Here is a 26,037-nt window from a genome sequence, read left to right as displayed (position 1 = left end):
TAAGTCAATGGAACCATCGCTCGCTCCGGCAGCCGATACATCCTGGTGGGAAGAAAGTACGCGTAAAAAGTCGTTCTTGCGGCCTACTTGCACGGTGGTCCAGCCAGTGCAGCCGGTGGCATCGGTCACCAGCACGGAGTAAGTGCCCGGGGAAGCTAAGCCTAAATCCTGGGTAGCAGCGCCGGCGTTCCAGCGGTAGGTGTAAGGCGCCGTACCGCCGCTTACGCTTAAGTCAATCATGCCAGCCCCGTTGAAAGCACCCCACATGCCGTACCAGGGTTCTGCTTGCGTTACTTTCGTGATTAACGTTAAGCTGCAATTAGGATTAGGATTAACATTGAGTATGGTAAACGGCGAACTACTCGCTGCGGTACCACCGGCAGTTACTACGGTTATCAGGCCGGTGGTGGCAGTTGCGGGAACAACAGCTTCAATTTCGTCTTCGCTGATAATATTAAAGTTGGCGGCTACACCATTAAATGAAACGTTGGTAGTAGTGGCCAGTCCTTCGCCCTGGATGGTAACAGTTGTGCCTGGTGCACCTGTAGCGGGTGCAAAAGATAAAATTTGGGGAGCTAATGCCTGGTAAACTGCCCGGGCAATAACATAAGTATCGGCGCCGGCAAAGTTAGACAGCACCGCTATGGTTACTTTCTGGGTTGGTTCGTGCACTAATATAGATCGGTAGCCGGGGGCATCGCCGTTGTGTCCCAGAAAAGGATCGGCATTATCAATTAATGGGATAAGTTTAACGCCGTAGCCTAAATAATTGCCGTTAACATCAGGAGTAGGATAAAAAGAGTTCAGCATCATATCTAAAGTAGCCTGACTGGTGGCGCGGCCGCCAAAAAGGGCAGAACCCCACTCGGCCAGGTCTGCTGCATTCGAAACCAAACCGCCACCCGCAAAAGCCAGCGAGATAATGGCTTGCATCGGGAAACGGGAAATATTGGTGTAGGCATTGGGGAAGGTAGGTAAACCCAGTTGCATAAATATTGGGTTAAACTGGCTTATATTATCGTGCGGCGCAGCCAGCACACCCCGATTTCCGATTTGCTCTCTTACACCCAGGTACATCGATTCCAGGCCAAGAGGCGTAAAGAAACGCTCACGGTAATGTTGCTCTAATGGTTTGCCGGTTACAATTTCGATAAGCGCACCCAAAATTAAATAATTGGTATTGGAATATTGCCGTTTAGTGCCGGGCGGAAATATTTGGTTTAACAGTGCAACTGCTTCTTCGGGTGTCCAAACCCTACCCGGTTGCGCGGCTACCTGTAATAAAACCTGCAGCTCGGTAACAAAATCGGAGTAGCCACTTTCGTGGGCCAACAATTGCCGAATGGTTACGGTAGGATCAAGGTTGGGATTAATTTGGCTTAACGGTACCGGAATATATTTAATAAATGGTTCATCTAACCCAAAATAACCTTCCTGCGCCAGTTCCAGCACCAGCGGTGCCGTAAAAGTTTTGGTTACGCTATACATTTGCGACAAAGTACTGGGAGTAAATGGCGTACCGCCGGGCAGTAAATTATTTTGCAGATCTGTGTTGCGGGCGGCATAACCGGTAGCGCCCTGCCACTCAGGGCCGCCAACTACTTTAATGGCCACCGACATGCCACCCACAAAAGGTTTGGCTGGGTCGTTTTGGATAGCATCAATAGCAGCTTGCAACCGGGCTTCTGTTTTAGGCCCGAAACCTTGCCCCCAGGAGAGGAGCGGAAAAGTAATAAAGAAAATAAAGAGCAGGCTAACAGGCCTGATACGTAAGTAAAAGTAGTTTTTCATACAACGCAGACTTATAGTTAAGAATAAATTATTAAAATCGACTTTAAGAAAATGCTGCAAACAGAAATTGTAAAACCAGCTAGAGCCTGATTGTACAATTTCTCCGGAATACCGGTAATTATTTAAATACTAAGGTGTTATTATTAGGTAAATTCCCTATTCTGGCGCAGAAAAGCGTAATTCAGTTCTGATTTAAGCTAATTAAATTAAAACTGAATTACGCTTTTCTGCGCTTACTTTATCTTAAGGGTGAATATTTACTTAAAGTGATAATTTATAAGAGGTTAGCTTTCAAATATAGGAATAGCTTTGTTTATAATCAAACTAAATAAACAAGTATTTTTATATATTTTATTAATTTATTTATACGGGTGCTACTTTTAAGAAGTTTCTTGTAATAGAATAGTTTTTTAAGAAACCCAATAATTTTTTTAATACAGCTTTAAGCTAGCTATAACTTAGAATATAGGTAAGCGATGCAATTGTAGCTTGTAGCCCTTTAGATTCTGGTTGAGCCTGATGATGAATATTTGAATAATGGGTGATATGGCTAATATTTACCGGTTTAACCAATAGCAGGCAATAAATTATTAAATGAATAGTAGCGTTAAACAAAGGAGAGTAGCAGGCTGCGAAGAAAAAGAAGTATGTAGATTGTATGTAATGAAAAAAGCCACTAACAAGTTTTACCCTGTAAGTGGCTTTTTTGAAGCTCCCCCTCTTGGGCTTGAACCAAGGACCCCATGATTAACAGTCATGTGCTCTAACCAACTGAGCTAAGGAGGAGTTTGCGATTCTGCTTTAGCGCTGAATTCGGATGCAATATTACGGCACTTTCGGGTACGATGCAAGCCTTTTTCAGAAAAATTTATTCTTTTTTTACGTTAGTTAATGCATTAAAATATTAGTTGGTGATATACAGGAAATTACCTTGCAGGGTGGTGCCATATTGCCGCAATGGGTAAGTGGCCGGTCCGCCGGTTACCTGCCCGGTTAGGTCAAACTGGGAGCCGCAGCAGGGATCTTTCAGAAATAAATTAGAGGCATCTACCTCCACAATGCCACATGCGTCTTCGGGTTTATAAGAACAGTTGCGTTCAATGGCCCGGTAGCGGTTGGCATTTTCGCGAATAACAATAATACCCCGTACGCCCGCATTCAGGTACACGTAGCCGTTATCCTGGCGCAGCCGGTTGTATTGAATATTAGTAAGGTTTAGCTGATCGTTTACGATTACGTTGGGAATAAGCGGTGCAGCATTATTATCGTCGCAACCCGCAAGCAGTAAAAAAGAACCAGCAATTAAATAATTACGAATAGTCATAGAATCCTTTGCCAGTTTTGCGTCCGAGGTGGCCGGCATCCACTTTTTGTTCCTGTATCCGGTTGGGCCGAAACCGGGCTTCGTAGTTAAACGCTTTAAACAGCGAAGCCGTAACGGCCAGGTTTACATCGTTGCCAATCAAATCCATCAGCCGGAAAGGCCCCATTTTAAAACCCGTAGCTTCCAGCAATTTATCAATGGTCTGGTGGTCGGCTACTTGTTCTTCCAGTAATTTCAACGATTCCAGGTAATAATGACGAGCTACCCGGTTAACGATAAATCCTGGCGAATCTTGCAACGGCACCGGGATTTTATTTAACTGCCATACTAAATCTGTTACTGTTTGCATGGTTTCGGCCGCGGTAGCCGCTCCTGCTACTACTTCTACCAAAGGCATTAGCGGAGCCGGGTTAAAAAAATGCATACCAATAAACCGTTCCGGGTTTTCTAACCCAGCCGCTAAGCGGGTAATCGAGAAAGAAGAAGTATTAGTAGCTAAAATGCAGGAGGGTGGATTAATGGCGGTTAATTCCTTAAAAATACCTTGCTTCACTTCCAGTTTTTCTACTACCGCTTCAATTACCAGATCCACTAGTAAGTCCAGGGTATCTTGCGTAAAGGTAAGGTTGGCTAGCGTATTCTTAACCTGGGCTTCGGTTAATTTGCCTTTTTGCCGGCTTGTTTCCAGGTTTTGGGTAATATCGGTTTGAGCTTGGCTTAAAGCAGCGGCATTTATATCGAACAGAAGCGTACGGAAACCGGCCTGGGCGCACACCTGCGCAATGCCGTGCCCCATGGTGCCGGCACCCACTACGCCAATTGTTTTTATCTCTGGCATGATTTCGTTAGTCGTTGTTCGTTAATCGTTATTCGTTTTTTGAAGCACTTGGTTCTATAAATTGCCGCAATAGAATATTACCTTTTCAATAATAAATCTTTTAGGGTTTAACCAAAGCTAAGAACATCCTTCTCCTAAAAACGAACAACGACTAACGACTAAAACGACTAAAGCGATTCGAACTGGCGCAGGAACCGGACATCGTTTTCGGTGAAAAGGCGCAAATCTTTTATTTGATATTTCAGCATGGTAATACGCTCGATGCCCATACCAAAAGCAAAGCCGGAATATTTTTCGGGGTCGATGCCGCAGTTACGGAGCACCTCCGGATCTACCATGCCCGAACCGCCAATTTCTACCCAGCCGCTGTGCTTGCAAATATTACAGCCGGCCCCTTTGCAAATCAAACACGAAATATCAATCTCGGCGCTGGGCTCGGTAAACGGGAAAAACGAAGGCCGGAACCGGATTTTGGTTTCGGGACCGAACATTTCCTGCACAAAGTAATAAAGCGTTTGTTTCAGGTCGGCAAAGCTTACGTTCTCGTCAATAAATAAGCCTTCTACCTGATGAAACACGCAGTGCGCCCGCGCCGAAATAGCTTCGTTCCGGAAAACGCGGCCTGGCGATAGCGTGCGGATAGGCGGCTTTTGGTTTTCCATAACCCGCACCTGCACACTGGATGTATGCGTCCGCAACAGCATATTGCCTTCCACGAAAAATGTGTCCTGCATGTCGCGGGCCGGGTGGTTCTCCGGAAAGTTCAGAGCCGTAAAATTATGCCAGTCGTCTTCAATCTCGGGGCCCTCAGATAAGTTAAAACCAATGCGCTCGAAAATGCGAATTATTTCTTCGCGCACCACCGTTAAGGGGTGGCGGGTACCCAACGTATCGGGCACGGGCGGCAAAGTAAAATCAATATTTAGTTTTTGCTGACCGTTGCTGCTGGCTTCCAGTTGCTCCTGCATCTGGTTAAATTTAGTTTGCGCCAGTTCTTTCAGTTTATTAACCTCCTGCCCATAAGCTTTCCGTTGTTCCGGCGCAATATTTTTAATATCGTCGAACAAGTCAGCAATCTGGCCTTTGCGGCCGGTATACGAAATCCGAAATTGCTCTAAAGCTTCTTTGTTTTGAATAACAAAAGCTTCAACTTCCTGGGTTACTTTATTTACTTTTTCGAACATAATTGCAAATATAGGCACTTATCTGTTTTCTGCCACTAACCCAACCTGTCAGAATAAAATAATGCCCTTACCTTTAATACCCAGCCTATTGGATTGCCGCGATATAATATTTAAATTAACTTGAAATTCAGGTTTACCACCATACTTTTCGGTTTAGCAGGCATCCGCATTTATTTCTTATTCAAAGCGCGCTTAAATATTTGGCTATGAAACTTACCCGCCGTCGTTTTTTTGCTTTTCTAGCTGGTTTGCCTTTAATGGGCTTATTGTCGTCGGGTGTTTCTTTCCGAAAGCCCAAAAAAATATTGGAACCCACGCCGGCCTGCGACGACCACGACGAACCCACGCCGCCGCAAACCGAAGGTCCTTATTTTACGCCTAACTCGCCCGAAAGAAATAATTTGCGGGAAAAGGGGCTGAAAGGCACGGTGCTGGTTTTAACCGGGCAAGTGTTGAATACCAACTGCAAGCCGGTAAGTCACGCTTTGCTGGACTGGTGGCACTGCGATGATGCCGGTAACTACGACAACGCGGGCTTTACTTTACGCGGCCACCACTTTACCGATAAGCAAGGTAATTTCCGGCTCGAAACCATTGTACCGGGTTTGTATCCGGGCCGTACCCGGCATTTGCACGTAAAGGTGCAGGCGCCCGGCAAACAAATATTAACCACGCAATTATATTTTCCGGATGAGCCGAGCAACAAGCGCGATGGCATATTTAAACCAGTGCTGGTAATGGATGTAAAACAAGCCGCAAACCAACTGCAAGCAGGTTATACTTTCGTGTTGAAAGCATAGCTGATTATTTTGGTTAAATGCTGTAGCCCAGTGCTTATTTTAAATTTAGGTTTGTTAACTTAAAAACAAAAATTATTCTATTTACTAAACAAAATCTCTATGAAAAAAACGTTATCACTCCTTAATCTTATTTGTTTGCTGCTCTGCCTGTTTATAAGCAGTACTGCGGCTGTGGCGGCGGGCCCAGGTCCGTTATCTAAAAGCCAGATGACAGCCGAATGGCAGCGGGCCAAAGAATACACCAAAGAATATTTAGATGCCATGTCGGAAGAAGGCATTAGTTTTAAACCTACCCCGGAGATGCGCAGTTTTGCCGAACAAATGCTGCATTTAGCCAATGCCAATTTTATGTTTGCTGCTACCGTTTCGGGTAAGGCCAATCCGTACCAAGGCAAGAACCTGGAAAAACTGCCCGATTATAAAACCAAAGCGGCCCTTTCTAAAGTAGTGCTGGAAAGCTACGATTTTGTAATTAGCACCCTCAACGGCACTTCCGAGGCCCAACTAAGCGAAAATATTAAATTATTTAACCACGACCTTTCCCGGGATTTGGCTTATCAGAAAGCTTTTGAGCACCAAACGCATCACCGCGGCCAGACTACCGTTTATATTCGTTTGAAAGGCATTAAGCCACCCAACGAAAAATTATTTTAAGCATTTACCCGAAACATAAGCCCCATAAGTTAGTTCTTATGGGGCTTTTGCTTTTTTAGCGAAGATAGATTAGGCCGCAAAAAGTGCCAGCTTACTTAATTCGTATTTACCTGCATAAACCGCAACCAATATTTACAAGCTGCTTCCGGTACTTATTACCAGTGTAATCAGAAGAAATGTAGCTGGTAAGGTTGTAATATTTGCAACTCTTTAGCTTTAACTGTTAAAATTTATAAATAAAAACACTTTTAAATTAAAAAAAGTACTTTACCTTTGCCGACCGAATGAACGTTCATTTGGGAAGCTGAAGGGTTAGGATTGGAAAATATTACAGATAAGAAGCGGGCTATATTTGAAAGTACCTTGGTATTGGTAAAAGAAAAAGGGTTTCATGGTACGCCCATGAGCCAGATTGCCAAAAACGCCGGGGTGGCAGCCGGTACTATTTATCATCATTTCGATAGCAAGGAAACCCTGATTCTGGAATTATACAGCTACATCCGCGACAAAATGTTAGATGCCATGCTGCAGCTAGATAATGAAGCCATGAACTACAAAGACCGGTTTTTTAATTTCTGGATTAGCCATTGCCTCTTTTACATTAAAAACCCGAACGCGCTCTTTTTTATGGAGCAGTTCGTGAATTCGCCCTACAGCAACCGCGATCCGTTGCAGGATAACGAACGGTTCCAGAACACTTTCCGCGATTTAATTAAAACCGGCGTAGAAACTGGTGTATTAAAATCGGTTAATAGCCTGATTTTAAGCGCCCTTATTCACGGAACTATTGTGAACACCGCTAAAATACACCTTTGCCGGCGCATTAATATGGGGCAGGCAGAATTGCAGCAGATTGTAGAATTAATTTGGGATGGCATGCGCAATATACCCAACGCCAGCAAGGTTTAACCACCCGGAAGAAATTTGCAAGAAGGTAGCCTGCCAAAAAGATAAATAATATTTAAGTTTTATATGAAACGAGTAAGATTACTTTGGTGCCTGGTAGCGGGGTTATTACTAAGTCCGCTGGTTATTGCCGCCCAGGTGAGAACACATAGTGTGGCCGGCGGCCTGACGCTGGAACAATGCCTGGCTTTTGCGTTAGAGAACCGGCCGGTAGTACAACAGGCCCAACTCGACGAAAGAATAGGGGAGCGCGAAATCAGGGCCGGTTTAGCGGGCTGGCTGCCGCAGCTGAGTGCCCAATATAACCTGCAGCATTATTTAAAAATGCCGATTACGTTGTTCCCGAACGATGCCGGCGTACCTACGCCCCGTACCATTGGGGTAGCAAATACATCTAACGTATTGCTGCAGGCCAACCAAACTTTATACAGCAACGATGTGCTGCAAGCTACCCGTGCTGCGCGTTTTGTACGGTTACAAGACGATCAGAACACGGTTAACACTAAAATAAATACGGTTGTAACGGTAAGCAAGGCTTTTTACGATGTGCTGCTTACCCAGGAACAACTACGCATTTTAAACGAAGCCATTACGCGCCAGGAAAAGCAATTGCACGATGCCAAAGCCCAGTACGAGCAAGGCCTGGTAGATAAAACCGATTACCAGCGCGCCAGCATTACCTTGGGCAATATTCTCAGCGACCGCAAACGTGCCCTGGAATCGGTAAAATTTAAACATACTTATTTAAAAGAATTAATGGGGTTTGCGCCGGAAAATAGCTTGAAACTAGCTTTTAACCCAACCCAGATGGAAGGCAATGTTTCGATAGATACTACCCAGAATATTACTTTTGCCAACCGCATCGAGTACCAGCAACTGCAAACCCAAAAACAATTACAAAACTTAAACATTAATTATTTCCGCTGGGGCTTTTTGCCTTCGGTTTCGGCTTTTGCCAATTATAATTTGGTTTACCAAAATAATCAGTTCAACGAGTTGTTTAACCAATCTTATCCTAACTCGCTGGTAGGTTTAAGTGTGGCTTTACCTATTTTTCAGGGTACCCGCCGGATTCAGAACCTGCGCCGGGCGCAATTGCTCGACCAGCGTTTAGACCTGGATATTTTGGATCTCCGCAACCGCATTACCTCCGAGTACGACCAGGCTTTGGCCAATTACAAAAGCGACCTGAACGAATGGCAAACCACCAAAAATAACGTAGCCCTGGCCGAAGATGTGTACCGCCTTATTAAACTCCAGTACAACGAAGGCATTAAAACTTACCTGGATTTAATAACCGCCGAAACCGATTTGCGGGTAACGCAGCTAAATTATTTTAATGCGCTTTACCGAGTGCTGGCCAGCAAGCTGGATGTACAGCGCGCCCAAGGAACCGTTAGAATAGATTAATCCAAAACAGAAGGTATATTTATTATTATATGAAAAGCAATTTATTAATGCTGACTGCGCTGGTTTCAGGCTCTTTGCTGGTAACCTCCTGCGGTAAATCAAACAATACGCCGGCTCAGAACCCCATGAATGCGCCGGTTCCGGTTAATGCCTACACGGTTTCGCAGGAGCAGGTAGTAGGTATCGATACTTACCCCGGCACCGTAGTACCGCTGAACGAAGTAGAATTGCGCCCGCAGGTAAGTGGCTATATTACGAATAGTTATGTGCAGGATGGCCAGCTGGTTACCAAAGGACAAAAATTATACGAAATAGACCGTACGCAATACCAGGCCACTTACAACCAGGCGCAAGCTAATTTACGCAGCACGCAGGCTAACCTCGAAAGAGCCCGTCAGGACGCAGAACGTTTCGAAAACCTGGCCAAGCAAGATGCCGTGGCCCGGCAACGGGTAGATTACGCCCGGGCCGAATTAAATACTGCCCAAGCCCAGGTAGCTGCCGCGCAGGCCGGCGTTTCCGGTGCCTCTACTAATTTACGATATTCAATTATTACAGCGCCCATGAGCGGCCGCATTGGTATTGCCCAGGTTAAGGTGGGTAGCCAGGTATCGCCGGGTCAAACGCTTATCAATACCATTTCGGCCGATAACCCGATTGCGGTAGATATAGTGATAAACGAAAGAGAAGTGCCGCGTTTTGCGCGGTTACAACAGAAAACGGCCGCCGACTCTACTTTCACCATTCAATTTTCGGATGGTACCAAGTACCCACATGCTGGTAAAATACAGGCAATCGACCGGGCCATCAACCCACAAACCGGTACTATTACCGTGCGGGTAAGTTTTCCCAACCCTAACCGGCAATTAATTCCTGGCATGGTTACCGTGTTACAGGTGCGCAACGAAGATATTGGCCGCCAACTGGTTATTCCGCATAAAGCAGTTACCGAGCAAATGGGTGAGTTTTATGCTTATGTAATTAGCGGCGATTCGGTACTTCAGAATAAGGTAAGCCTGGGTACCCGCGTAGCCGATAAAATTGTAGTGCGCGAAGGCCTGAAAGACGGTGATAAAATTGTGGTAGAAGGTACCCAAAAACTGCGGCCGGGCGCCAAAGTTACTTTAGATGCGCCGCAACCGCCAGCCGGCCCATCTGCTGGTAGATAGCTATTTAGTAATTAGTCCTTAGTTATTAGTTTTTTAGGAAGGTTCAGCTTTAATATTTGTTGAACCAGCCGGACCTGTTCGGAACAGCATTGCTTTAAAATATTAAATAAAAAGTTTGAAAGGTTCTGGTAGAATAAAATAAATCAGCTTGTAACCTGCAACTTTTAACATTTAACCCTATATGATATCAGAAGTATTTATAAGAAGGCCGGTTACCGCCATTGTTATCTCGCTGGTAATATTGTTGGTGGGTACACTGGCTATTTTAAGTTTGCCGGTTAGCCAATACCCCAATATTACCCCACCCGTAGTATCTATTAACGGTAACTATACCGGTGCCGATGCCCAGACGGTAGAGCAAACGGTAGCAACGCCGGTAGAAACCCAGGTAAACGGTACGCCCGGCATGACTTATATGTCGTCGAACAGCACCAGTACGGGGCAAATGTCGATGAACGTGAACTTTGAAGTAGGCACCGATATTGATATTGCTACCCTGGATGTGCAGAACCGGGTAAGTATTGCCGAACCGCGTTTGCCGGAAGAAGTACGGCGCTTGGGTTTAACCGTGCGGAAGCGGAACCCAACCATTATGATGGTAGTAACTTTTTACTCGCCTAATGGTACCCACGATATTAAATTTTTAGATAACTACACCAATATTTACATCCGCGATGCGATTTTACGGGTACCCGGCGTAGGCGATATTAATACTGTAGGTGAAGAATTTAGTATGCGCGTTTGGTTACGGCCCGATAAGCTGGCCCAAATGGGCGTAGCACCCACCGAGGTAGCTGCCGCTTTGCGGGAACAGAACGTACAGGTAGCCGCCGGTTCGGTAGGTGGCGCGCCCCAGTTCTCTACCCAAGCCTTTGAATATCCGCTTACGGTAAACGGCAAATTAACCGGACAAGAACAGTTCGAAAATATTGTGGTGCGTACCCGCCCCGAGGATGGTTCGCTGGTTTACTTGCGCGATGTAGCCCGAATTGAATTAGGCAGCTTTAATTATACCCGGCAGGCCTTTGTAAACGGCAAACCCGCTACCTTTTTGCTGGTGTACCAGTCGCCGGGCAGTAATGCCATTGCTACCGCCGACGGCGTTTATGCCGCATTGGATAACCTGAAAAAGTCTTTCCCGAACGATATGGATTATAAAGTGTCTTTCGAATCGGTATCGGTGGTGCAGGTTTCGATAGATGAGGTGGTTAAAACTTTGGCGGAAGCCTTGATTCTGGTAATTCTGGTGGTGTTCTTGTTCCTGCAAAACTGGCGGGCCACGCTTATTCCTATTCTGGCCATTCCGGTTTCTATTGTGGGTACCTTTATTTTCTTTATCCCGCTCGATTTTACCATTAACACGCTTACTTTATTTGGGTTTGTACTGGCTATTGGTATTGTGGTAGATGATGCCATTGTGGTGGTAGAAGCCGTGCAGCATTATATTGATCACGAAGGACTTTCGGCGAAGGAAGCTACCCGCCGGGCCATGAAAGATATTACCGGGCCGGTTATTGCCATTGCTTTAATCTTGGCAGCGGTATTTATTCCAGTTGGTTTTATTCCGGGTATTGTGGGGCGGCTGTATCAGCAGTTTGCCATTACCATTGCCATATCGGTATTAATTTCGGCCTTTGTGGCCCTTACGCTAACGCCGGCTTTGTGCTCTTTAATGCTGAAGCCGATGAAACTGGACGAAAACTCGCGCGGCCTGAACAAGTTCTTTTATAAGTTTAACCAATGGTTTGCCCGCGTGAGTCATTCTTACTCCAACGGGGTACGCCGGAGCATTAAAGCGGCGCCGCTGGTACTTATTTTACTGGTATGTTTGTATGTGGGTACCGTTGGTTTATTCCAGATGAAGCCTACCGGCTTTATCCCGACCGAAGACGAAGGCCGTTTGTTTGTAACGTTTGAATTACCGCAAGCGGCTTCCAGTACGCGTACGGTTGCTGTATTAAAGCAAATTTCGGAAGAATTACGTACTACGCCGGGCATTAATAATTATTCGGCTATTGCGGGGCTTAATATTCTGAACTTCTCTATCAAGTCTAACAGCGGTACCATCTTTGTGCAGCTAAAGCCCTGGAAAGAACGGAAGGAGGAGGCCCAGCAACTGGCAGGTATTATCCCAACGTTGCAACAGCGGTTTGCTAAAATTAAAGATGCGAATATTGTGGTGGTGCCGCCACCGGCTATTCCGGGTTTAGGTGCTACCGGTGGTTTTAGCTTTATGCTGCAACAACGCGAAAGCACCGACGATATAAAAGCCTTTGAAGGTGTGGTAAATACCTTTTTGGCCGAAGTGCGGAAACGCCCCGAAATATCGGGCGCCTTCTCTTTCTTTACAGCCCGTACGCCTGGTTACCAACTGGAAGTAGATCGGGAGAAAGTGAAAAAATTAGGTGTTTCTTTAACCGATGTTTTCTCGACGATGAGTACGTATATGGGAAGCCAGTACATAAACGACTTTACCATGTACGGCCGTAACTTTAGAGTTGTAGCCCAGGCCGATACGGCTTTCCGCGATAATATTCAGGATTTGCAGCAATATTATGTACTTAACCGGCAAGGCCAGCAGGTACCTTTAAGTGCCTTGGTGTCGCATAAAATAACCGAAAATGCACCGGTAGTTTCACACTATAATTTATTCCGGTCCACGGAAATAAATGGGAACGCAGCGCCGGGTTACAGTTCCGGACAGGCTATTCAGGCCCTGGAAGAAGTAGCCGCGCAAGTGTTACCGGCAGGTTACGGTTACGAATTCTCCGGCTTAAGTCGCGAAGAATTATCGTCGGGCAACAGCACCATTTATATATTTGCTTTATCTATTACGCTGGTATTTTTATTACTGGCGGCCCTTTACGAGAGCTGGTCGGTACCATTTTCGGTGTTGCTGGCGGTGCCGCTGGGTGCTTTTGGGGCGATTGTGGCCTTAATATTTTTGCCTAAGCTTTCGAACAACGTGTACGCGCAGATTGGTTTAATTACCCTGATTGGTCTGGCGGCAAAGAACGCGATTCTGATTGTGGAATTTGCGAAAGAGCGCGTAGACCACGGTGTGGAAGTATTAACCGCTACCATTGAAGCCGTAAAACTCCGTCTGCGCCCAATTATTATGACTTCGCTGGCCTTTATCCTGGGTGTGTTGCCGCTGGCTTTTGCTTCGGGGGCTGGGGCCGTGGCCCGCCAAACTATTGGCTGGACGGTAGTAGGCGGGATGCTGTCGGCTACTTTCCTGGCCTTATTTGTGGTGCCGGTATTATTCCTGGTAATTACCCGCTTTGCCTACGGTAAAAAGAAACTGGCAGAGCTGCAGGAGTTATACCCCAAAGTAGATTACGACCACGACGGCGAAGGTTTTGCCCATTAATTTTCCTGTTTTCTTTTTTAGCCAAAAAAGCCCCGCTTGTTATGAGCGGGGCTTTTGTTTTGCTTTTTATACTGCGATATGAAAAGGATTGTAGTACCAGTGATTTATGCACTTAAATTGTAATAGTCCTGTTGAGCTTGTCGAAATAGCTATTAATTATTTTATGATGCTGTTATAGATCCTTCGACAAGCTCAGGATGACCAATAATGTACTTTTAAGCGCAATACCTGTTTTTAACGATAGCCAGCCAATTAGTTAAACAACCATTTTATTTGTTGCGGGCTTCAACGGGTAAATCTTCCAGTTGGGCGTAGCTCAGTTTCCAGTTGCCTTCTTTATCTTTTTTCCAGAGCAGCAAAAAATTACCTTCGCCGTAGCCATGCGGCTGGTCGGGTTCTTCAGGCAAAACATCCACCGAAAAAGTGCCGCCTTCATAAGCAATCTCGCTATCGGTAGCCGAACTAACCACATTAGTTTTTAAATCTGCGATAGTGCCAACGGTAGCCCGGACCCACTTATCAGCTACTTCTGATTTGCCGTTAAAATGGACCTCGCCTTGCAAAAAATGAACATCTTCGGCCAGTAAAGAGGTTATTTTATCAGCATCTTTATTGTTCCAGGCGCTAATAAATTGCTGATTGAGTGCCTGTACGTTTACTGTTTCACCGGATTTAGCACAAGCAGTAAACAGAAAAGCAATGAGTAAACTATATAGGATTGGTTTCATAGAACAAGATATTTAATTATAGTAAAATTTAAATATAGATGCTTTTACTTATTTATAGGGATTAGGGTTATTAAAAAACCCAGGCGATATCGCCTGGGTTTTAATATTATAATGGTGTAAAACTTTTTACCAGCTTTTCCGGCGATATTCCGAAGTATGATACGGTTTAGAAGAATCGCCGTAGTGTTCGTTAGGTAAGTAACCGGCAGCCAAAATGCGGCCTAAATCTACGCCATTAGCGGCGTACATGCCGGTAGAAGCAGCAGCAAATCCGTTAGCAACCGGTGTGGCAGCAGGCTGATTAGCCGCAATAGCTTGTTTAGCGGGTGCGCTGGATTTCTTGGCGGCTACCGTTTCGCGTTTAGCGGCGGCCCGGTTAGCGGCGGTAGCCCGTTCGGCAGCGGCCCGGTTAGCAGCAGCCACACGGGCGGCTTCTTTATTTTTATTGTCTTTGTGCTTACCAATGGCATAACCAGCGGCGCCGCCTACTACACCACCTACTACGCCACCGGCTACCCGGTTACGCTTATGAATAATAGCACCGGCAGCAGCCCCGGTACCCGCACCAATTACCGTTCCTTTGGCCTGGGGGCTCCAGCCTCTTTTTTCCTGGGCTTGCACCTGAACCGAAGTAATCATTATTGCTACTAATAAAATCAGGCTGAATATTAAACTAACCTTTTTCATAACAAAGTCTTTAAAGTTGATAAACTTACTCTTAATCTGCGTTGATATTTCCAAACACTATGCCAAAAAGAAATATTAATAAATATTTATATAATATTTCTTGATTTAACTTAAGTGAATATTTTATTTAACCTGTAAGTGTGTTCAAAATATAAGCAACCAGAAATTCCAGCTTTTTACGTTAACTTAAAATATAGCGTTTAGTAAATTCTTCTAGCCAGGTAAATTTCTTCTTCTAATTATTATTCCATAAATAATTTTATCTGTTTATCTTTTAAAAGCTTCCATCTTTCAAGGCGGAGGTTTTAACTGGTTTTGAATACCTAAGTTGCCTTACGGCCGACGGGGCTCGTTTGGTCACCAAATAATCAAACCACCCCTGCCCCTCCTTAGCCAAGGCGGGGAGCCCGGCTAATGCAAAACTTAGGCCTATCCTATGCATTAGCCGCAACTTCTTCTCTAATTTAGGGAAGGTGCCCGGAGGGCGGAAGGGTTAATCTTCCCCAGAAGAATATCCTACAGGCGAAAGCTAAAAAAGCAGCCCAAGAGCTGCCTTTCTAATTATGTTTGATAAATAATATTTTATCTCTGTTTAGAGTGGGCGGTAAAGGATTGGCAAGGTACCAGTCTGCGGGTTATTAGTTGGTTCAGGTCTTGCTCCAGGGAAGTAAACTGGTTGCGGTTACCGCAATGGCATAATTCGGTAAAAGGCTCTTTATCAATAATGCTGGCTTTTAGTTCGGCTAGGGTTGGGGCTTTGGCTAAGGCGGCGTATTCTTCAAAGGTGTATTGGGTAAATGCCGCGTTTTCGTTCAAGCCCTGGTTATCTAATAAATAGCCTTGCGCTAGTACGGTGGGTTTTACCCTATTTCCCTTTTTAGCAATATCTTGCGGGTGCGGGTAAGCCACGATAGCGGTTTTTTCGGCATTAAATATTACCGCTACTTTATCGGAGTAGTCGCGCTTGGTTTTATACACAATCGTAGGCGGACCGGCTGTAAAATCAAGCTGAGTACTTTCCTGGTTTTGCGTCATGGGTGGTTTGGTGTTACGGCAGCTACCGGCCATAAAGGCCAGCAGGCACAAGCAAGTTAAATATTTATACATAATTATTTTTTTAGAATTTTTTGTACCTGGTAGCCTTCTTCTGTTTGTATCCGAAGCATATAGATGCCGGTGGGCAAGTGCGAAATATCTAACCGGGAAGTGTTTTTCGGTACTTCCAGGAGTACTTGTCCGGTAAGCGACACCAGGGAATATTGCTGGAAATCCTTTTTCTGCTGCAGGTGCAGAATGCCGGTAGTAGGGTTCGGATACGCTTGTACTGCTAAATCTTCCAGGTCGTCTTCAATGCCGGTGGTTATCATTTCTTTAACCGTTATATCTAACAAGTAAGTACCGGTTTCGCCCTGGAAATACGGCGCTACATTGGCGTACAGGGTTTTGCCGCCTTCTACTTCTAGGGGTTCTTCCATTTCATCATCAAAAGCCTCGGTCCATTCCTGGCCATCTTCCGACAAAGAAAAAAGTACATCGTTGGTATAAGTATTGTTATCGGTAGCCGCATAAGAGTCGTGTACCCGCACCGAGATTTCGTATTTCTTACCGGCCGGTAAATTCAGTTTAAAATAATCGTAATCGGTGCCTACGTGAATATTGGTGCCGTTAGTAGTTACCCGGGCGGTGGTACCGTTAAAGTTCAGCGGCAGGGTATAAGCTTTGGCAACGGTGTTGTTATCTTCGTACTGATCGCCGCTGATGGGCGCTACCTGTACCACCACTTTTACGGGGTTCGCGAATTTGGCCGAGCCGGTTAGTTGCCAGCCATCGGCATCGGTGTGGTGCTGCATGGCCAATAAATAGGTGCCCGGCTCAATATTTAAGTTTTCGTTAGTAAAAGTAATGGCGCTGGTGTTGCAAGATTTACACAATTGGTTTACCTGTTTCTGCTCGATGGTAAAGGCATGTTCGCCATCCAGGTTATATAAACTTACGTCTAGTAAGCCGCTGTAAGCAGCCGTGCCGTTGTTTTTAATGGCCGAAGTAATTACAATTTTTTTGCCCTGGTATATTTCGTTTGGTTTTGGGGTAGAGAAAGCGGCAAATAAATCGATGGTGTTGTTATTAACTACTTTTAAAGTAACGCCAGCGGTAAAGGTGCCGCCTTTAACTTGTTCCCATTGGCCGCCGGTTGTGCGGGCATAAATGTAAATATTGTAGTTGCCGGGCAGCAAAGAAGCCATGCCGTCGGTTTTAAAATCAATGCCTTCGGTGTAGTGGTAGTTAGCTTGTAATTCGTTGCCGGTAAAAGTTTGCACAAATTCAATAAAGGTACCAGCCTCATCAAAAATCGCTGCTGCGTAATCGCCCTGGAACGTGCCGGTGCCCCGGTTAATAATATCGGTATGCACCGTAAAGGCGCCCCCAAAATTAACGGTACTGGCATTAATGGTTACATTTTCGTAAAGTTCCAGTTTGCTGGTTTGCTCCTGAGGGGTGTTAGTAGGGGCTTTAATATTAATAACGGCTTGCTGGTTGCTGTTAAAACCGCCGGTGCCGCCGCCGGTACCAACCCCACTCGGGTTTAGCGCCGAGATGGCAAAAAAGCCATCGTACGCACCATCCCAGCCCCAGTTCATGTGAAACATATTATTCTGGTCGTAGCCGTCGCAGACAAACGCGTGGCCGCCGCCGCTGCCGAAACCAGCGTACAAAATGGGCCGGCCTTCACTTAATTCTTTTTTCAGGAGTTCGATCCAGGCGCTAAGGGTGTAATCATTCCGTTCTACACCTTTCACTTCGGTGTAGCCAAAGTAAGTTTTTAAAGCATATTCAGAACAATGTTGCACCGGGCTCGCCGACGAAATAACGTAAGCACCGCTACCGCCGTTGGCTGCTACATCGTAGTTCATATCAACACTTACCCCAATATTTTGCATTAAGGTAGCCACAGCAGCATTAGGGCCGGTTAGCCGATTGGGCATGTTGTTCCAGTCGTAAGTGGTATTGCTAAAGTTAGCCGATAAAGTGCCGTATTTTTCGTGGTTGTACGAGTGAAAACCGCTGCCTTTGGCCGGATATTTCCAGTAGCGCATAATCTGGGCCATGGCAGTAGCTACGCAGCCGGTTACGGCTTTTTGTCTGGCCGCATTATCGTAAGGGCACAATTCGTTGTAATACGGCGATTGGTTCCAGGTAGTCGTAAGCAAAGGATCTACTTCTTCGGCGGTGGTTAAGTCGGAACTGGAGCTGGTTTTGTCGCCGGTTTTTAAATCTTGCCAGGCGCTTTGGGCGGTAGGGTTAGCAGTAGCCTGTTTTTCGGCAAACCGGATTTCGTTTTTATAGTTTTCGAGCCATTTTATTAAGCTCGGCGGCATTTTAGCCGGATCGTACCCGCCTTTTAAAGTATAACCCAGTATTGGCGTTACGCGGTCGTCGGCCGCCACAAACACCGTTCCGCCGGTTTCTTTAGCCGAAAACACATAATAAAAGGGCTGGGGCTTTTTAGGAGCGTTGGTAGCAGCGGCTTTTGCTAGCTCGCGGTGCACCAAAGTTAAGGTTAAGGTGCTGCGGCCATTGGCCCGCAGGGGCATAACTTTAGTTAAAAAGTTGCTGGCTACTCTCTGGGCATCTGCCTCAGGTACCTCTTTGGCCAGGCTGCTTTGCCAGAAAATTAGGCAGGCCAGCAGCATTAAGTAAATTTTTTTCATAGTTGTGTTAGTTTATCAGGGCGTATTAATGGGGTTAGGCAAACAGGTTTAGGAAAAAGAAATATTTAGTTTGGTATGAACAAGACCTGAATATTTCATTTTTTGCCTGCCTCCAATACAAAGATGGGCTACGCTTAAGCGCGTTAAAATTTTAGTTTGCTGAATGGCTTAAGGCATAGGCTGAATGCCCGAAAAGCCGGGTTGACTTTAGTAGCCTCGCTGCTTGAATTATCTGAAAATAGCTGTTCCGAAATATTAGTTAATTATTTATAATATTCAGAATATGAGCCGCTTATTAGAAGTGTTAGCTTGAAATTAATTTTAAATATTACGCCACTAGGATAGTGCTACCTACCTTTAATACGCAAGCTCAAGTAAAATAATGCTTCTCTTAACCTGGTTTAATTCCTGGTGTTCAGAGGTTTCTTAACCTAATACCAGCTGAGTTTCACCTGCCTCAAAAACCTTTTAAGTCCTGTTTTCCGTCATTCAGCCGAAAAGAATACCTATTCACCGATTAACTTTTTGGATTAACGGCTACCCCTAACACCTTTGTTCGGTCTTTTAAATGCCGAATTAGTAGCAATATTTAGGTGTTAGAAATGTTAAAATGATTATTAAAATTATTCTACAGGAAACTTTGGAAACAATAAAAGTTTCTATAGTTTTGTATTGTTTAAGCTAAACAGTGGAAGTAAAAGACAAAATTTTGACTGAGTCGTTCCGGCTATTTTGCCGCCGGGGAATTAAAAGTGTTTCGATGGATGATATTGCCCTGCAATTGGCAATGTCGAAGAAAACACTTTACAAATGGTTTGAAAATAAAGACGAATTGGTAAAGGCGGTAATTGAGTTGCATCTCCAGGCCAACGAATGTGGCTGTGCAGAAACAACGAATGCATCGGCTAATGCAGTAGAGGAATTATTACGGATTATGGCCCTGAACAAAAGATTGTTTTCGCAGTTACATCCCTCCGTATTTTACGACCTGCAAAAATATCATCCGGGCGCCTGGAACCTGTTTAACGAGCATAAAACAAATTTTATTCTGGCTACAGTTAAAGCTAATATCCGGCGCGGCATGAAAGAAGGCCTTTTTCGGGCTGATTTAGATGTGGAAATGATGAGCCGATTGCGCCTGGCCCAAATTGAGCTTGTTTTTAACCCCGATATTTTTCCGCCCGACCAGTTCAATATTGGCGAGGTGCAACTGGAATGCCTGGAGCATTTTATGTTAGGCATTGCTACCCTTAAAGGGCATAAACTTATTAATGCATACAAAAAAGTAAACGAGGAAGAATAAATTTTATAACTATGAAAATAAAACTACTAATCCTGGCCTGGTTGTTCGGCGTTGTTGCTACGCACCAGGTATCGGCCCAGGCCACAACCGGAACGCAACCTTTTAGCCTGCAACAGGCCATCCAATATGCTTTAGAAAACCAGCCGGCCATGAAAAACGCCGAGCTGCAAACCCAGGCTGCCAAAGCCCGGATAGGTCAAATTCGTTCGATGGGGCTGCCCCAGATTAACGGTGGCGTAGATATTACCGATAATTTTAAACTACAGAAAAGCCTGGTAGATGTTTCGGCTTTTGGCGGTGGCGGCCAGCAGCAAGTTACCATTACCCCGCAGAATTTAGGTCAGTTAAATAATGGCCAGAACGTGGTGCTGGTGCCGGAGTTTGTGCCCTCTACCGAACCGGTGCAACCCATTTATTCGGCTTTCGCTTTTGGTTTGCAGTACGCCGGCGCCGCCGCCATTTCGGGCAACCAGTTATTGTTCGATGGATCGTACCTGATTGGATTAAAAGCCGCTAAGGTTTATACTGATCTGGCCCGGAAGCAGGTTGAGCAAACCGAGCGCGATGTAATCGAGAATGTAACCAAAGCTTATTACGGCGTGCTGGTTACCCGCGAACGCATTGGTTTACTGGACCAGAACCTGGTTAGGCTGGAGCGGATATTGCGCGAAACCACCGAAATAAACAAGCAGGGCTTTGCCGAAAAAATAGACGTGGACCGCTTAAAGGTAAGTTATAACAACCTGAAAGTAGAGAAAGACAAAGCCGACCGCTTGCTGGCCTTGAGCATTGATTTACTCAAATTCCAGATGAGCCTGGACCAAAACCAAAATATTGAACTGACCGATAAGCTGGATAACGTGGTGGTAGAATCTAAACAAGTGGCCGCCACTACTTTCGATTACGGCCAGCGCATAGAATACGCTATTTTGGAAACCCAGCGCGATTTGGCTTTGCTGGACGTGAAAAACAAAGTAGCCGGCTATTATCCCAAATTATTCCTGACCGGTAGGTACGGCATTAACGGCAGCAGCCGCACTTTTTCGGATATGATGGAACTGCGCACCAAAGATATGGGCGTAGGTTATTCTGGATCTAATTTCCCGAACTGGTTTTCTTTTGGCTCTATAGGTTTAAGCTTGCAGGTGCCCATATTTGATGGGCTGCGCAAAAAATACGAAGTGCAGCAAGCCCGTATTGCCGTGGAAACCGCTAACAATGGCTTTAAAATATTAAAACAATCCATCGACCTGCAACTGCGGCAATCCAACACCAGTCTGCAAAATGCCTTACAAGTGCTGGCATCGCAGAAACAAAGTTTAGACCTGGCCCAGGAAGTTGCCCGCGTGGCGAATATTAAGTTTCAGGAAGGCGTAGGCTCTAACCTGGAAGTAGTTACCGCCGAAACCGAACTGCGCCAAGCCCAAACCAATTATTACGGCGCCGTTTACGACGCTGTTATTGCCAAGGTAGACTTACAGAAAGCCAACGGCACTTTAACAAAATAAAAAAATATTCCCCTAAACATGTGCTATAAACTTATGAAAAATAAAATTGGAGTATTCGTTTTAAGTTTCGCAATTGTGCTTTCGGCCTGCAACAAAGAAGCAGCTAGCAAAGAAGAGCAATTGGCCGAACTGAAAAAGCAACAAACCGAAATACAAGGCCAGATTGCCAGCCTGGAAGAACAACTCCGGACCGAAGGTAAATTAAGTACCCCTGCCGCTGCAGCTGTGCCGGTTGCCACCTTAACCGTTACCCCCCAAGCTTTCAGTAATTTTTTAGAAGTGCAAGGCCGGGTAGATTTTGACCAGAATGTGGTGGTAAGTGCCAAGGTACCAGGCGTGCTAACCAGTGTGCGGGCCAAACGCGGCGACCAGGTAAGCAAAGGCCAGGTGTTGGCTACCATAGATGCCGGTATTCTGGAACAAGGCGTGGCTGAATTACGCACCAGCCTGGATTTAGCCCGAACCGTTTACGAAAAGCAAAAGAACCTCTGGGACCAGAAAATAGGTACCGAAATTCAATATTTACAGGCTAAAAATAACAAAGAGGCCCTGGAACGCCGGCTGGCTACAATGCGCGAGCAACAAGCACAATATTTAATTAAAGCTCCTATTAGCGGCGTGGTAGATGAGTTTAACCCCAAAATAGGCGAAGCCGTTGGTCCGGGATCGCCGGTGCCGGTGGCCCGCATTGTAAATACCACCGGCCTGAAAGTAGTAGCCGATATTCCGGAAGCGCATGCCGGCAAGTTACGCAAAGGTGTAGATGCCCTGGTTTCGTTGCCGGATATTGGCCAGGAGTTTCCGGCTAATGTAACAGCCGTTACCCAGGTTATTAATACATCTAACCGGTCTTTCCCCATTGAAATCAGAATTAAAGGAAAGTTAGATGCGCCTATCAGGCCCAATATGGTGGCAATAGTAAAGGTGAAAGAATACAACAACCCGAATGCGTTAGTGGTACCGGTTAATATTATCCAACGCGATGAGAGCGATAGCTATGTGTACGTGGTGGAAAAAGAAGGCAATGGTACGGTCGTAAAAAGACGCAAAGTTACCCTGGGGCAAACTTACGCAGGCAATACCGAAATAACCAGCGGGCTTAATCCCAATGATCAGGTTGTTACGGCCGGCCAGCAAAATCTGAACGAAGGCCAGGCGGTAGCTTTGAATAAGTAATATTTTATACGCTTTCGGGTGGGCCGCGGCGCGCCCGGAAATAAAGCTTATTATCATGAAAGAAACTAAAGGTAAAATCAAAGAATTTTTCCTGACCAGCTTATCTATCGATAACAAAACCAGCATTTACGTGCTGACCGTTATTGTGACGCTGGCCGGTATTATTACCTATAACAAACTCCAGAAAGAAAATTTCCCCGATATCGTAATCCCCACGATTATGACCGGGGTAATTTATCCGGGTACGTCGCCTTCGGATATGGAGAACTTGGTAACGCGGCCCATCGAGAAAGAAATTAAATCTATCTCGGGGGTAAAACGGGTTACCTCTAACTCTATGCAGGATTTCTGTATTATTTCGGTTGAGTTTACAACTGATGTAGAAGTAGACGCCGCGAAGCAGAAAATAAAAGATGCCGTGGATCGGGCCCGTTCGGAGTTACCGAATGATTTACCCAACGATCCGCAGGTGCAGGAAGTTAGTTTCTCGGAAATGCCGATTATGTACGTGAACCTCTCGGGCGATTACAGCGGCGACCGCTTGAAAAACTATGCTGAGGCCGTAAAAGACCGCATTGAAACCATGCCCGAAATTAACCGGGTAGATATTGTGGGTGCCCTGGAACAGGAAGTGCAAATTGATGTGGACTTGTACAAAATGCAGGCCGCGCAGGTTACTTTCGGCGATATTCAGCGGGCCATCCAGCTCGAAAACATGACCATTTCGGGTGGTTTGTTAAAAGTAGGCGAAATGCGCCGGGCGGTGCGCGTAGTAGGGCAATATACCGATGCCAGCCAGATTGGCAATATTGTGGTAAAATCCTTGCCCGGCGGAAATATTCCGTTGCGCGATATTGCTACCGTAACAGATGGCTTTAAAGAACGCGAAAGCTACGCCCGTTTGGATAACAAGCCGGTAATTACCTTAAATATTATCAAGCGGAGCGGCCAGAATTTAATTGAGGCTTCAGATAAAATAAACAATATTCTGAAGGAGATGGAAGGTACGGCCTTGCCCAAAGATTTAGAAGTAACTGTTACCGGCGACCAATCTAACATGACGCGCCATACCCTGAACGACCTGATTAATACCATCATCATCGGGTTTGTGCTGGTTACTTTTATTCTGATGTTCTTTATGGGAACCACCAACGCCATTTTTGTGGCTTTATCGGTGCCTATTTCGGCTTTTCTGGCATTTTTGGTAATGCCGGCGCTCGGGTTCTCCTTGAACATGATTGTGCTGTTCTCGTTTTTGCTGGCCTTGGGTATTGTGGTAGACGATGCCATTGTGGTTATTGAAAACACGCACCGCATTCACCACCAGTTCCACTGGAATATTATAAAATCGGCGAAAGCGGCAGCCGGCGAAGTATTTGTGCCGGTGCTGGCGGGTACTTTAACCACGGTGGCGCCTTTTGTGCCGCTGCTGTTCTGGCCCGGCATTATTGGCAAGTTTATGTACTTTTTGCCCGTTACGCTTATTCTTACTTTAATGGCTTCGTTGCTGGTGGCCTTTATTATTAACCCGGTTTTTGCGGTATCGTTCATGGGCAAAGAAGAAAATCCCAACCCGGTAAAAGCCCGCAAAACGTTCCTGTTCTGGATGATTGGCTTAGCCGTTTTGGCCGGCATCTGCTACTTGGCCGGCTGGACTGGTTTAGCTAACCTGACCGTATTTATCATGCTGTTTATTGCCCTGAATAAATACGTGTTTATTCATTGGATAAATGGTTTCCAGAACAAAGTGCTGCCGCGCTTTATGAATACGTACGAACGGGTGCTGCGCAGCCTGTTAGTAGGCCGACGCCCTATTTTAGTGTTGGCCGCTGTAGTGGGTTTATTAATTCTTTCGGTTTTTGCTACTGTTTTGCGGCAACCAAAAGTAGATTTCTTCCCGCAAGGCGATCCAAACTTTATTTATACTTACCTGGTAATGCCGGTGGGTACCGACCAGGCAGCGACGGACTCGGTTACGAAAATAGTTGAAAAGCGGGTGTACGATGTGGTAGGCGCAGATAACCCCGATGTAGAATCTATTATTTCGAACGTAGCCATTGGTGCCGGCGACCCGATGGAAGCTTCTTACCAGGCCGAGTCGAATAAAGGTAAAGTAACGGTGGCTTTCCGGGAATTTCAGTACCGTACCGGGCCAAGTTCGCGCACTTACTTAAATAAAATCCGGGAAAAAGTTAAAAATATTCCGGGTGTAGAAATTACCGTAGACCAGGAGCAAGGCGGGCCGCCGGTAGGCAAACCCGTGCAAATTGAAGTAGCCGGCGAAGATTTTGGCACCCTGATTAAAGTGGCCCGCAAAGTAGAGCGCTTAATCGATTCGTTGCAAATTGGCGGCATTGAAGATTTACGTTCCGATTTGCAGGACAAGAATCCGCAGATTAGCGTGGAAATTGACCGCGTGCGGGCCAACCGCGAAGGCATTAGCACGGCCCAGATTGGTTCGGAGCTGCGGACAGCAATATTTGGCTACGAAGCTTCTAAACTAAAACGCGACGAAGACGAGTACCCGATTCAAGTGCGCTACGCCGAGCCATACCGCTCTAATATTGATGCCTTAATGGATATGCGCTTAACTTTCCGCGACATGGTTTCGGGCCAGATTAAGCAAATTCCGTTATCGTCGGTAGCCAAGATTGATTATTCTACTACCTACGGTGGTATTCGCCGGAAAAACGTGAAGCGGGTAATTACTTTATCGTCGAACGTACTGGCCGGTTATAACGCAAACGAAATAAACGAAACCATCCGGCAGAACCTGCAGCAGTTTAAGGCACCCGAAGGTTATGAAGTAAAAATTGGCGGTGCTCAGGAAGATCAGCAGGAAACCAGCGATTTCTTAAGTATTGCCTTAATAGCTTCTGTTGGCCTGATTTTCCTGATTCTTGTAACGCAGTTTAACTCTATTTCCAAACCGCTCATTATTATGTCGGAGATTATATTCAGTTTAATTGGGGTTTTACTCGGTTTCTCCATTTTTGGCATGAATATTTCGGTGGTAATGACGGGCGTGGGAATAATTGCCTTGGCTGGTATTGTGGTGAAGAACGGTATTTTGCTGGTAGAATTTGCAGATGTACTGCGCGAACGCGAGGGCTACGAGTTGCACGAAGCGGTGGTAATGGCGGGTAAAACGCGTCTGACCCCAGTATTATTAACCGCTACGGCTGCAATTCTGGGCTTAATCCCGTTGGCTATTGGGTTAAACATTAACTTCTTTACCCTGTTTTCTAGTTTTGAGCCGCACTTTTTCATAGGCGGCGAAAGCGCGGTATTCTGGGGACCATTGGCCTGGACAATTATTTTTGGATTAGCATTTGCTACTTTCTTAACTTTGCTCGTGGTTCCGGCCATGTACCTGATTAGCGAAAGAATAAAATTAAAGGTAAAAGGTAATAAAACAATGCAACCTTCTGCCCCTGTTACGCATCCTATTTATGAAGAACAACCTGCCTAATTTA

The 26,037-nt window shown here is 45.6% G+C and carries 18 protein-coding genes and 1 tRNA gene; 10 read left to right on the top strand and 9 right to left on the bottom strand.

Annotation, left to right across the window (positions count from 1 at the left end):
• The 5 genes from F0145_RS17390 to pheS all read right to left on the bottom strand — a co-directional run.
• Positions 1–1,791: serine hydrolase (locus tag F0145_RS17390; RefSeq protein ID WP_150090243.1), on the bottom strand; the 1,791-nt coding region annotated here is incomplete at its 3' end.
• 712 nt (positions 1,792–2,503) lie between these two features.
• Positions 2,504–2,577 (bottom strand) — tRNA-Asn (locus tag F0145_RS17385).
• A 118-nt stretch (positions 2,578–2,695) separates the two neighbouring features.
• The gene (locus F0145_RS17380) at positions 2,696–3,115 is read right to left on the bottom strand and encodes a Rieske (2Fe-2S) protein (RefSeq protein WP_223816126.1); all 420 of its coding nucleotides are present in this window, start codon (positions 3,113–3,115) and stop codon (positions 2,696–2,698) included.
• Positions 3,102–3,953, bottom strand: a complete 852-nt coding sequence (locus F0145_RS17375; RefSeq protein WP_150090241.1) for a 3-hydroxyacyl-CoA dehydrogenase family protein — start codon at positions 3,951–3,953, stop codon at positions 3,102–3,104. The genes F0145_RS17380 and F0145_RS17375 overlap by 14 nt, the downstream gene beginning before the upstream one ends.
• Positions 3,954–4,120: 167 nt before the next feature.
• The gene (gene pheS / locus F0145_RS17370) at positions 4,121–5,137 is read right to left on the bottom strand and encodes a phenylalanine--tRNA ligase subunit alpha (protein ID WP_150090239.1); all 1,017 of its coding nucleotides are present in this window, start codon (positions 5,135–5,137) and stop codon (positions 4,121–4,123) included.
• A gap of 206 nt (positions 5,138–5,343) precedes the next feature.
• Between pheS and F0145_RS17365 the strand changes: the two genes are divergently transcribed.
• From F0145_RS17365 to F0145_RS17340, 6 genes are all read left to right on the top strand, one after another.
• Positions 5,344–5,937, top strand: coding sequence for a dioxygenase family protein (locus F0145_RS17365; protein WP_150090237.1), 594 nt, complete (start codon positions 5,344–5,346; stop codon positions 5,935–5,937).
• Between the two features lie 99 nt (positions 5,938–6,036).
• A complete protein-coding gene (locus F0145_RS17360) occupies positions 6,037–6,591 on the top strand; it encodes a DinB family protein (protein WP_150090235.1) in 555 nt (184 codons plus the stop codon).
• A gap of 318 nt (positions 6,592–6,909) precedes the next feature.
• Complete coding sequence (locus F0145_RS17355) at positions 6,910–7,500, top strand: TetR/AcrR family transcriptional regulator (protein ID WP_150090232.1); 591 nt, start codon at positions 6,910–6,912, stop codon at positions 7,498–7,500.
• A 63-nt stretch (positions 7,501–7,563) separates the two neighbouring features.
• Positions 7,564–8,907 (top strand): TolC family protein, encoded by a 1,344-nt coding sequence (locus F0145_RS17350; protein WP_150090230.1) that lies wholly within the window; start codon positions 7,564–7,566, stop codon positions 8,905–8,907.
• Positions 8,908–8,936: 29 nt separating this feature from the next.
• The gene (locus F0145_RS17345) at positions 8,937–10,076 is read left to right on the top strand and encodes an efflux RND transporter periplasmic adaptor subunit (protein WP_150090228.1); all 1,140 of its coding nucleotides are present in this window, start codon (positions 8,937–8,939) and stop codon (positions 10,074–10,076) included.
• Between the two features lie 181 nt (positions 10,077–10,257).
• Entirely contained in the window at positions 10,258–13,449 is a 3,192-nt protein-coding gene (locus tag F0145_RS17340) for an efflux RND transporter permease subunit (RefSeq protein ID WP_150090226.1), read from the top strand.
• A 269-nt stretch (positions 13,450–13,718) separates the two neighbouring features.
• Here the strand turns inward: F0145_RS17340 and F0145_RS17335 are convergent, their stop codons facing one another.
• The 4 genes from F0145_RS17335 to F0145_RS17320 all read right to left on the bottom strand — a co-directional run bounded on the left by F0145_RS17335 (position 13,719) and on the right by F0145_RS17320 (position 18,574).
• Positions 13,719–14,177, bottom strand: coding sequence for a YybH family protein (locus tag F0145_RS17335; protein ID WP_150090224.1), 459 nt, complete (start codon positions 14,175–14,177; stop codon positions 13,719–13,721).
• 126 nt (positions 14,178–14,303) lie between these two features.
• On the bottom strand, positions 14,304–14,864 hold the full coding sequence (locus tag F0145_RS17330) for a glycine zipper domain-containing protein (protein ID WP_150090222.1): 561 nt from the start codon (positions 14,862–14,864) through the stop codon (positions 14,304–14,306).
• A 582-nt stretch (positions 14,865–15,446) separates the two neighbouring features.
• Positions 15,447–15,971 (bottom strand): hypothetical protein, encoded by a 525-nt coding sequence (locus F0145_RS17325; RefSeq protein WP_150090220.1) that lies wholly within the window; start codon positions 15,969–15,971, stop codon positions 15,447–15,449.
• Between the two features lie 2 nt (positions 15,972–15,973).
• A complete protein-coding gene (locus tag F0145_RS17320; protein WP_150090218.1) occupies positions 15,974–18,574 on the bottom strand; it encodes a thiol protease/hemagglutinin PrtT in 2,601 nt (866 codons plus the stop codon).
• Between the two features lie 688 nt (positions 18,575–19,262).
• Between F0145_RS17320 and F0145_RS17315 the strand changes: the two genes are divergently transcribed.
• Genes F0145_RS17315 through F0145_RS17300 form a run of 4 tightly spaced genes read left to right on the top strand, consistent with a single transcriptional unit; the run spans position 19,263 to position 26,033 of the window.
• On the top strand, positions 19,263–19,877 hold the full coding sequence (locus tag F0145_RS17315; protein WP_150090216.1) for a TetR/AcrR family transcriptional regulator: 615 nt from the start codon (positions 19,263–19,265) through the stop codon (positions 19,875–19,877).
• An 11-nt stretch (positions 19,878–19,888) separates the two neighbouring features.
• Positions 19,889–21,385, top strand: coding sequence for a TolC family protein (locus F0145_RS17310; RefSeq protein WP_150090214.1), 1,497 nt, complete (start codon positions 19,889–19,891; stop codon positions 21,383–21,385).
• A 33-nt stretch (positions 21,386–21,418) separates the two neighbouring features.
• Positions 21,419–22,561, top strand: coding sequence for an efflux RND transporter periplasmic adaptor subunit (locus F0145_RS17305; RefSeq protein WP_150090212.1), 1,143 nt, complete (start codon positions 21,419–21,421; stop codon positions 22,559–22,561).
• 55 nt (positions 22,562–22,616) lie between these two features.
• Entirely contained in the window at positions 22,617–26,033 is a 3,417-nt protein-coding gene (locus F0145_RS17300; protein WP_190277585.1) for an efflux RND transporter permease subunit, read from the top strand.
• Positions 26,034–26,037 lie beyond the last annotated feature (4 nt).

This window comes from Adhaeribacter rhizoryzae (assembly GCF_008629685.1).
Classification (GTDB): domain Bacteria; phylum Bacteroidota; class Bacteroidia; order Cytophagales; family Hymenobacteraceae; genus Adhaeribacter; species Adhaeribacter rhizoryzae.
The sequence above is the reverse complement of the archived record's forward strand: the minus strand, read 5'-3'. Positions and strand labels throughout refer to the sequence as shown.

Bases quoted from the DNA above. Each gene is read 5' to 3' on its own strand.
- F0145_RS17365 (WP_150090237.1), top strand. From the start codon at position 5,344: ATGAAACTTACCCGCCGTCGTTTTTTTGCTTTTCTAGCTGGTTTGCCT.
- F0145_RS17375 (WP_150090241.1), bottom strand. From the start codon at position 3,953: ATGCCAGAGATAAAAACAATTGGCGTAGTGGGTGCCGGCACCATGGGG.
- F0145_RS17330 (WP_150090222.1), bottom strand. From the start codon at position 14,864: ATGAAAAAGGTTAGTTTAATATTCAGCCTGATTTTATTAGTAGCAATA.
- F0145_RS17335 (WP_150090224.1), bottom strand. From the start codon at position 14,177: ATGAAACCAATCCTATATAGTTTACTCATTGCTTTTCTGTTTACTGCT.
- F0145_RS17300 (WP_190277585.1), top strand. From the start codon at position 22,617: ATGAAAGAAACTAAAGGTAAAATCAAAGAATTTTTCCTGACCAGCTTA.
- F0145_RS17360 (WP_150090235.1), top strand. From the start codon at position 6,037: ATGAAAAAAACGTTATCACTCCTTAATCTTATTTGTTTGCTGCTCTGC.
- F0145_RS17345 (WP_150090228.1), top strand. From the start codon at position 8,937: ATGAAAAGCAATTTATTAATGCTGACTGCGCTGGTTTCAGGCTCTTTG.
- F0145_RS17305 (WP_150090212.1), top strand. From the start codon at position 21,419: ATGAAAAATAAAATTGGAGTATTCGTTTTAAGTTTCGCAATTGTGCTT.
- F0145_RS17340 (WP_150090226.1), top strand. From the start codon at position 10,258: ATGATATCAGAAGTATTTATAAGAAGGCCGGTTACCGCCATTGTTATC.
- F0145_RS17325 (WP_150090220.1), bottom strand. From the start codon at position 15,971: ATGTATAAATATTTAACTTGCTTGTGCCTGCTGGCCTTTATGGCCGGT.
- F0145_RS17350 (WP_150090230.1), top strand. From the start codon at position 7,564: ATGAAACGAGTAAGATTACTTTGGTGCCTGGTAGCGGGGTTATTACTA.
- F0145_RS17310 (WP_150090214.1), top strand. From the start codon at position 19,889: ATGAAAATAAAACTACTAATCCTGGCCTGGTTGTTCGGCGTTGTTGCT.
- pheS (WP_150090239.1), bottom strand. From the start codon at position 5,137: ATGTTCGAAAAAGTAAATAAAGTAACCCAGGAAGTTGAAGCTTTTGTT.
- F0145_RS17320 (WP_150090218.1), bottom strand. From the start codon at position 18,574: ATGAAAAAAATTTACTTAATGCTGCTGGCCTGCCTAATTTTCTGGCAA.
- F0145_RS17380 (WP_223816126.1), bottom strand. From the start codon at position 3,115: ATGACTATTCGTAATTATTTAATTGCTGGTTCTTTTTTACTGCTTGCG.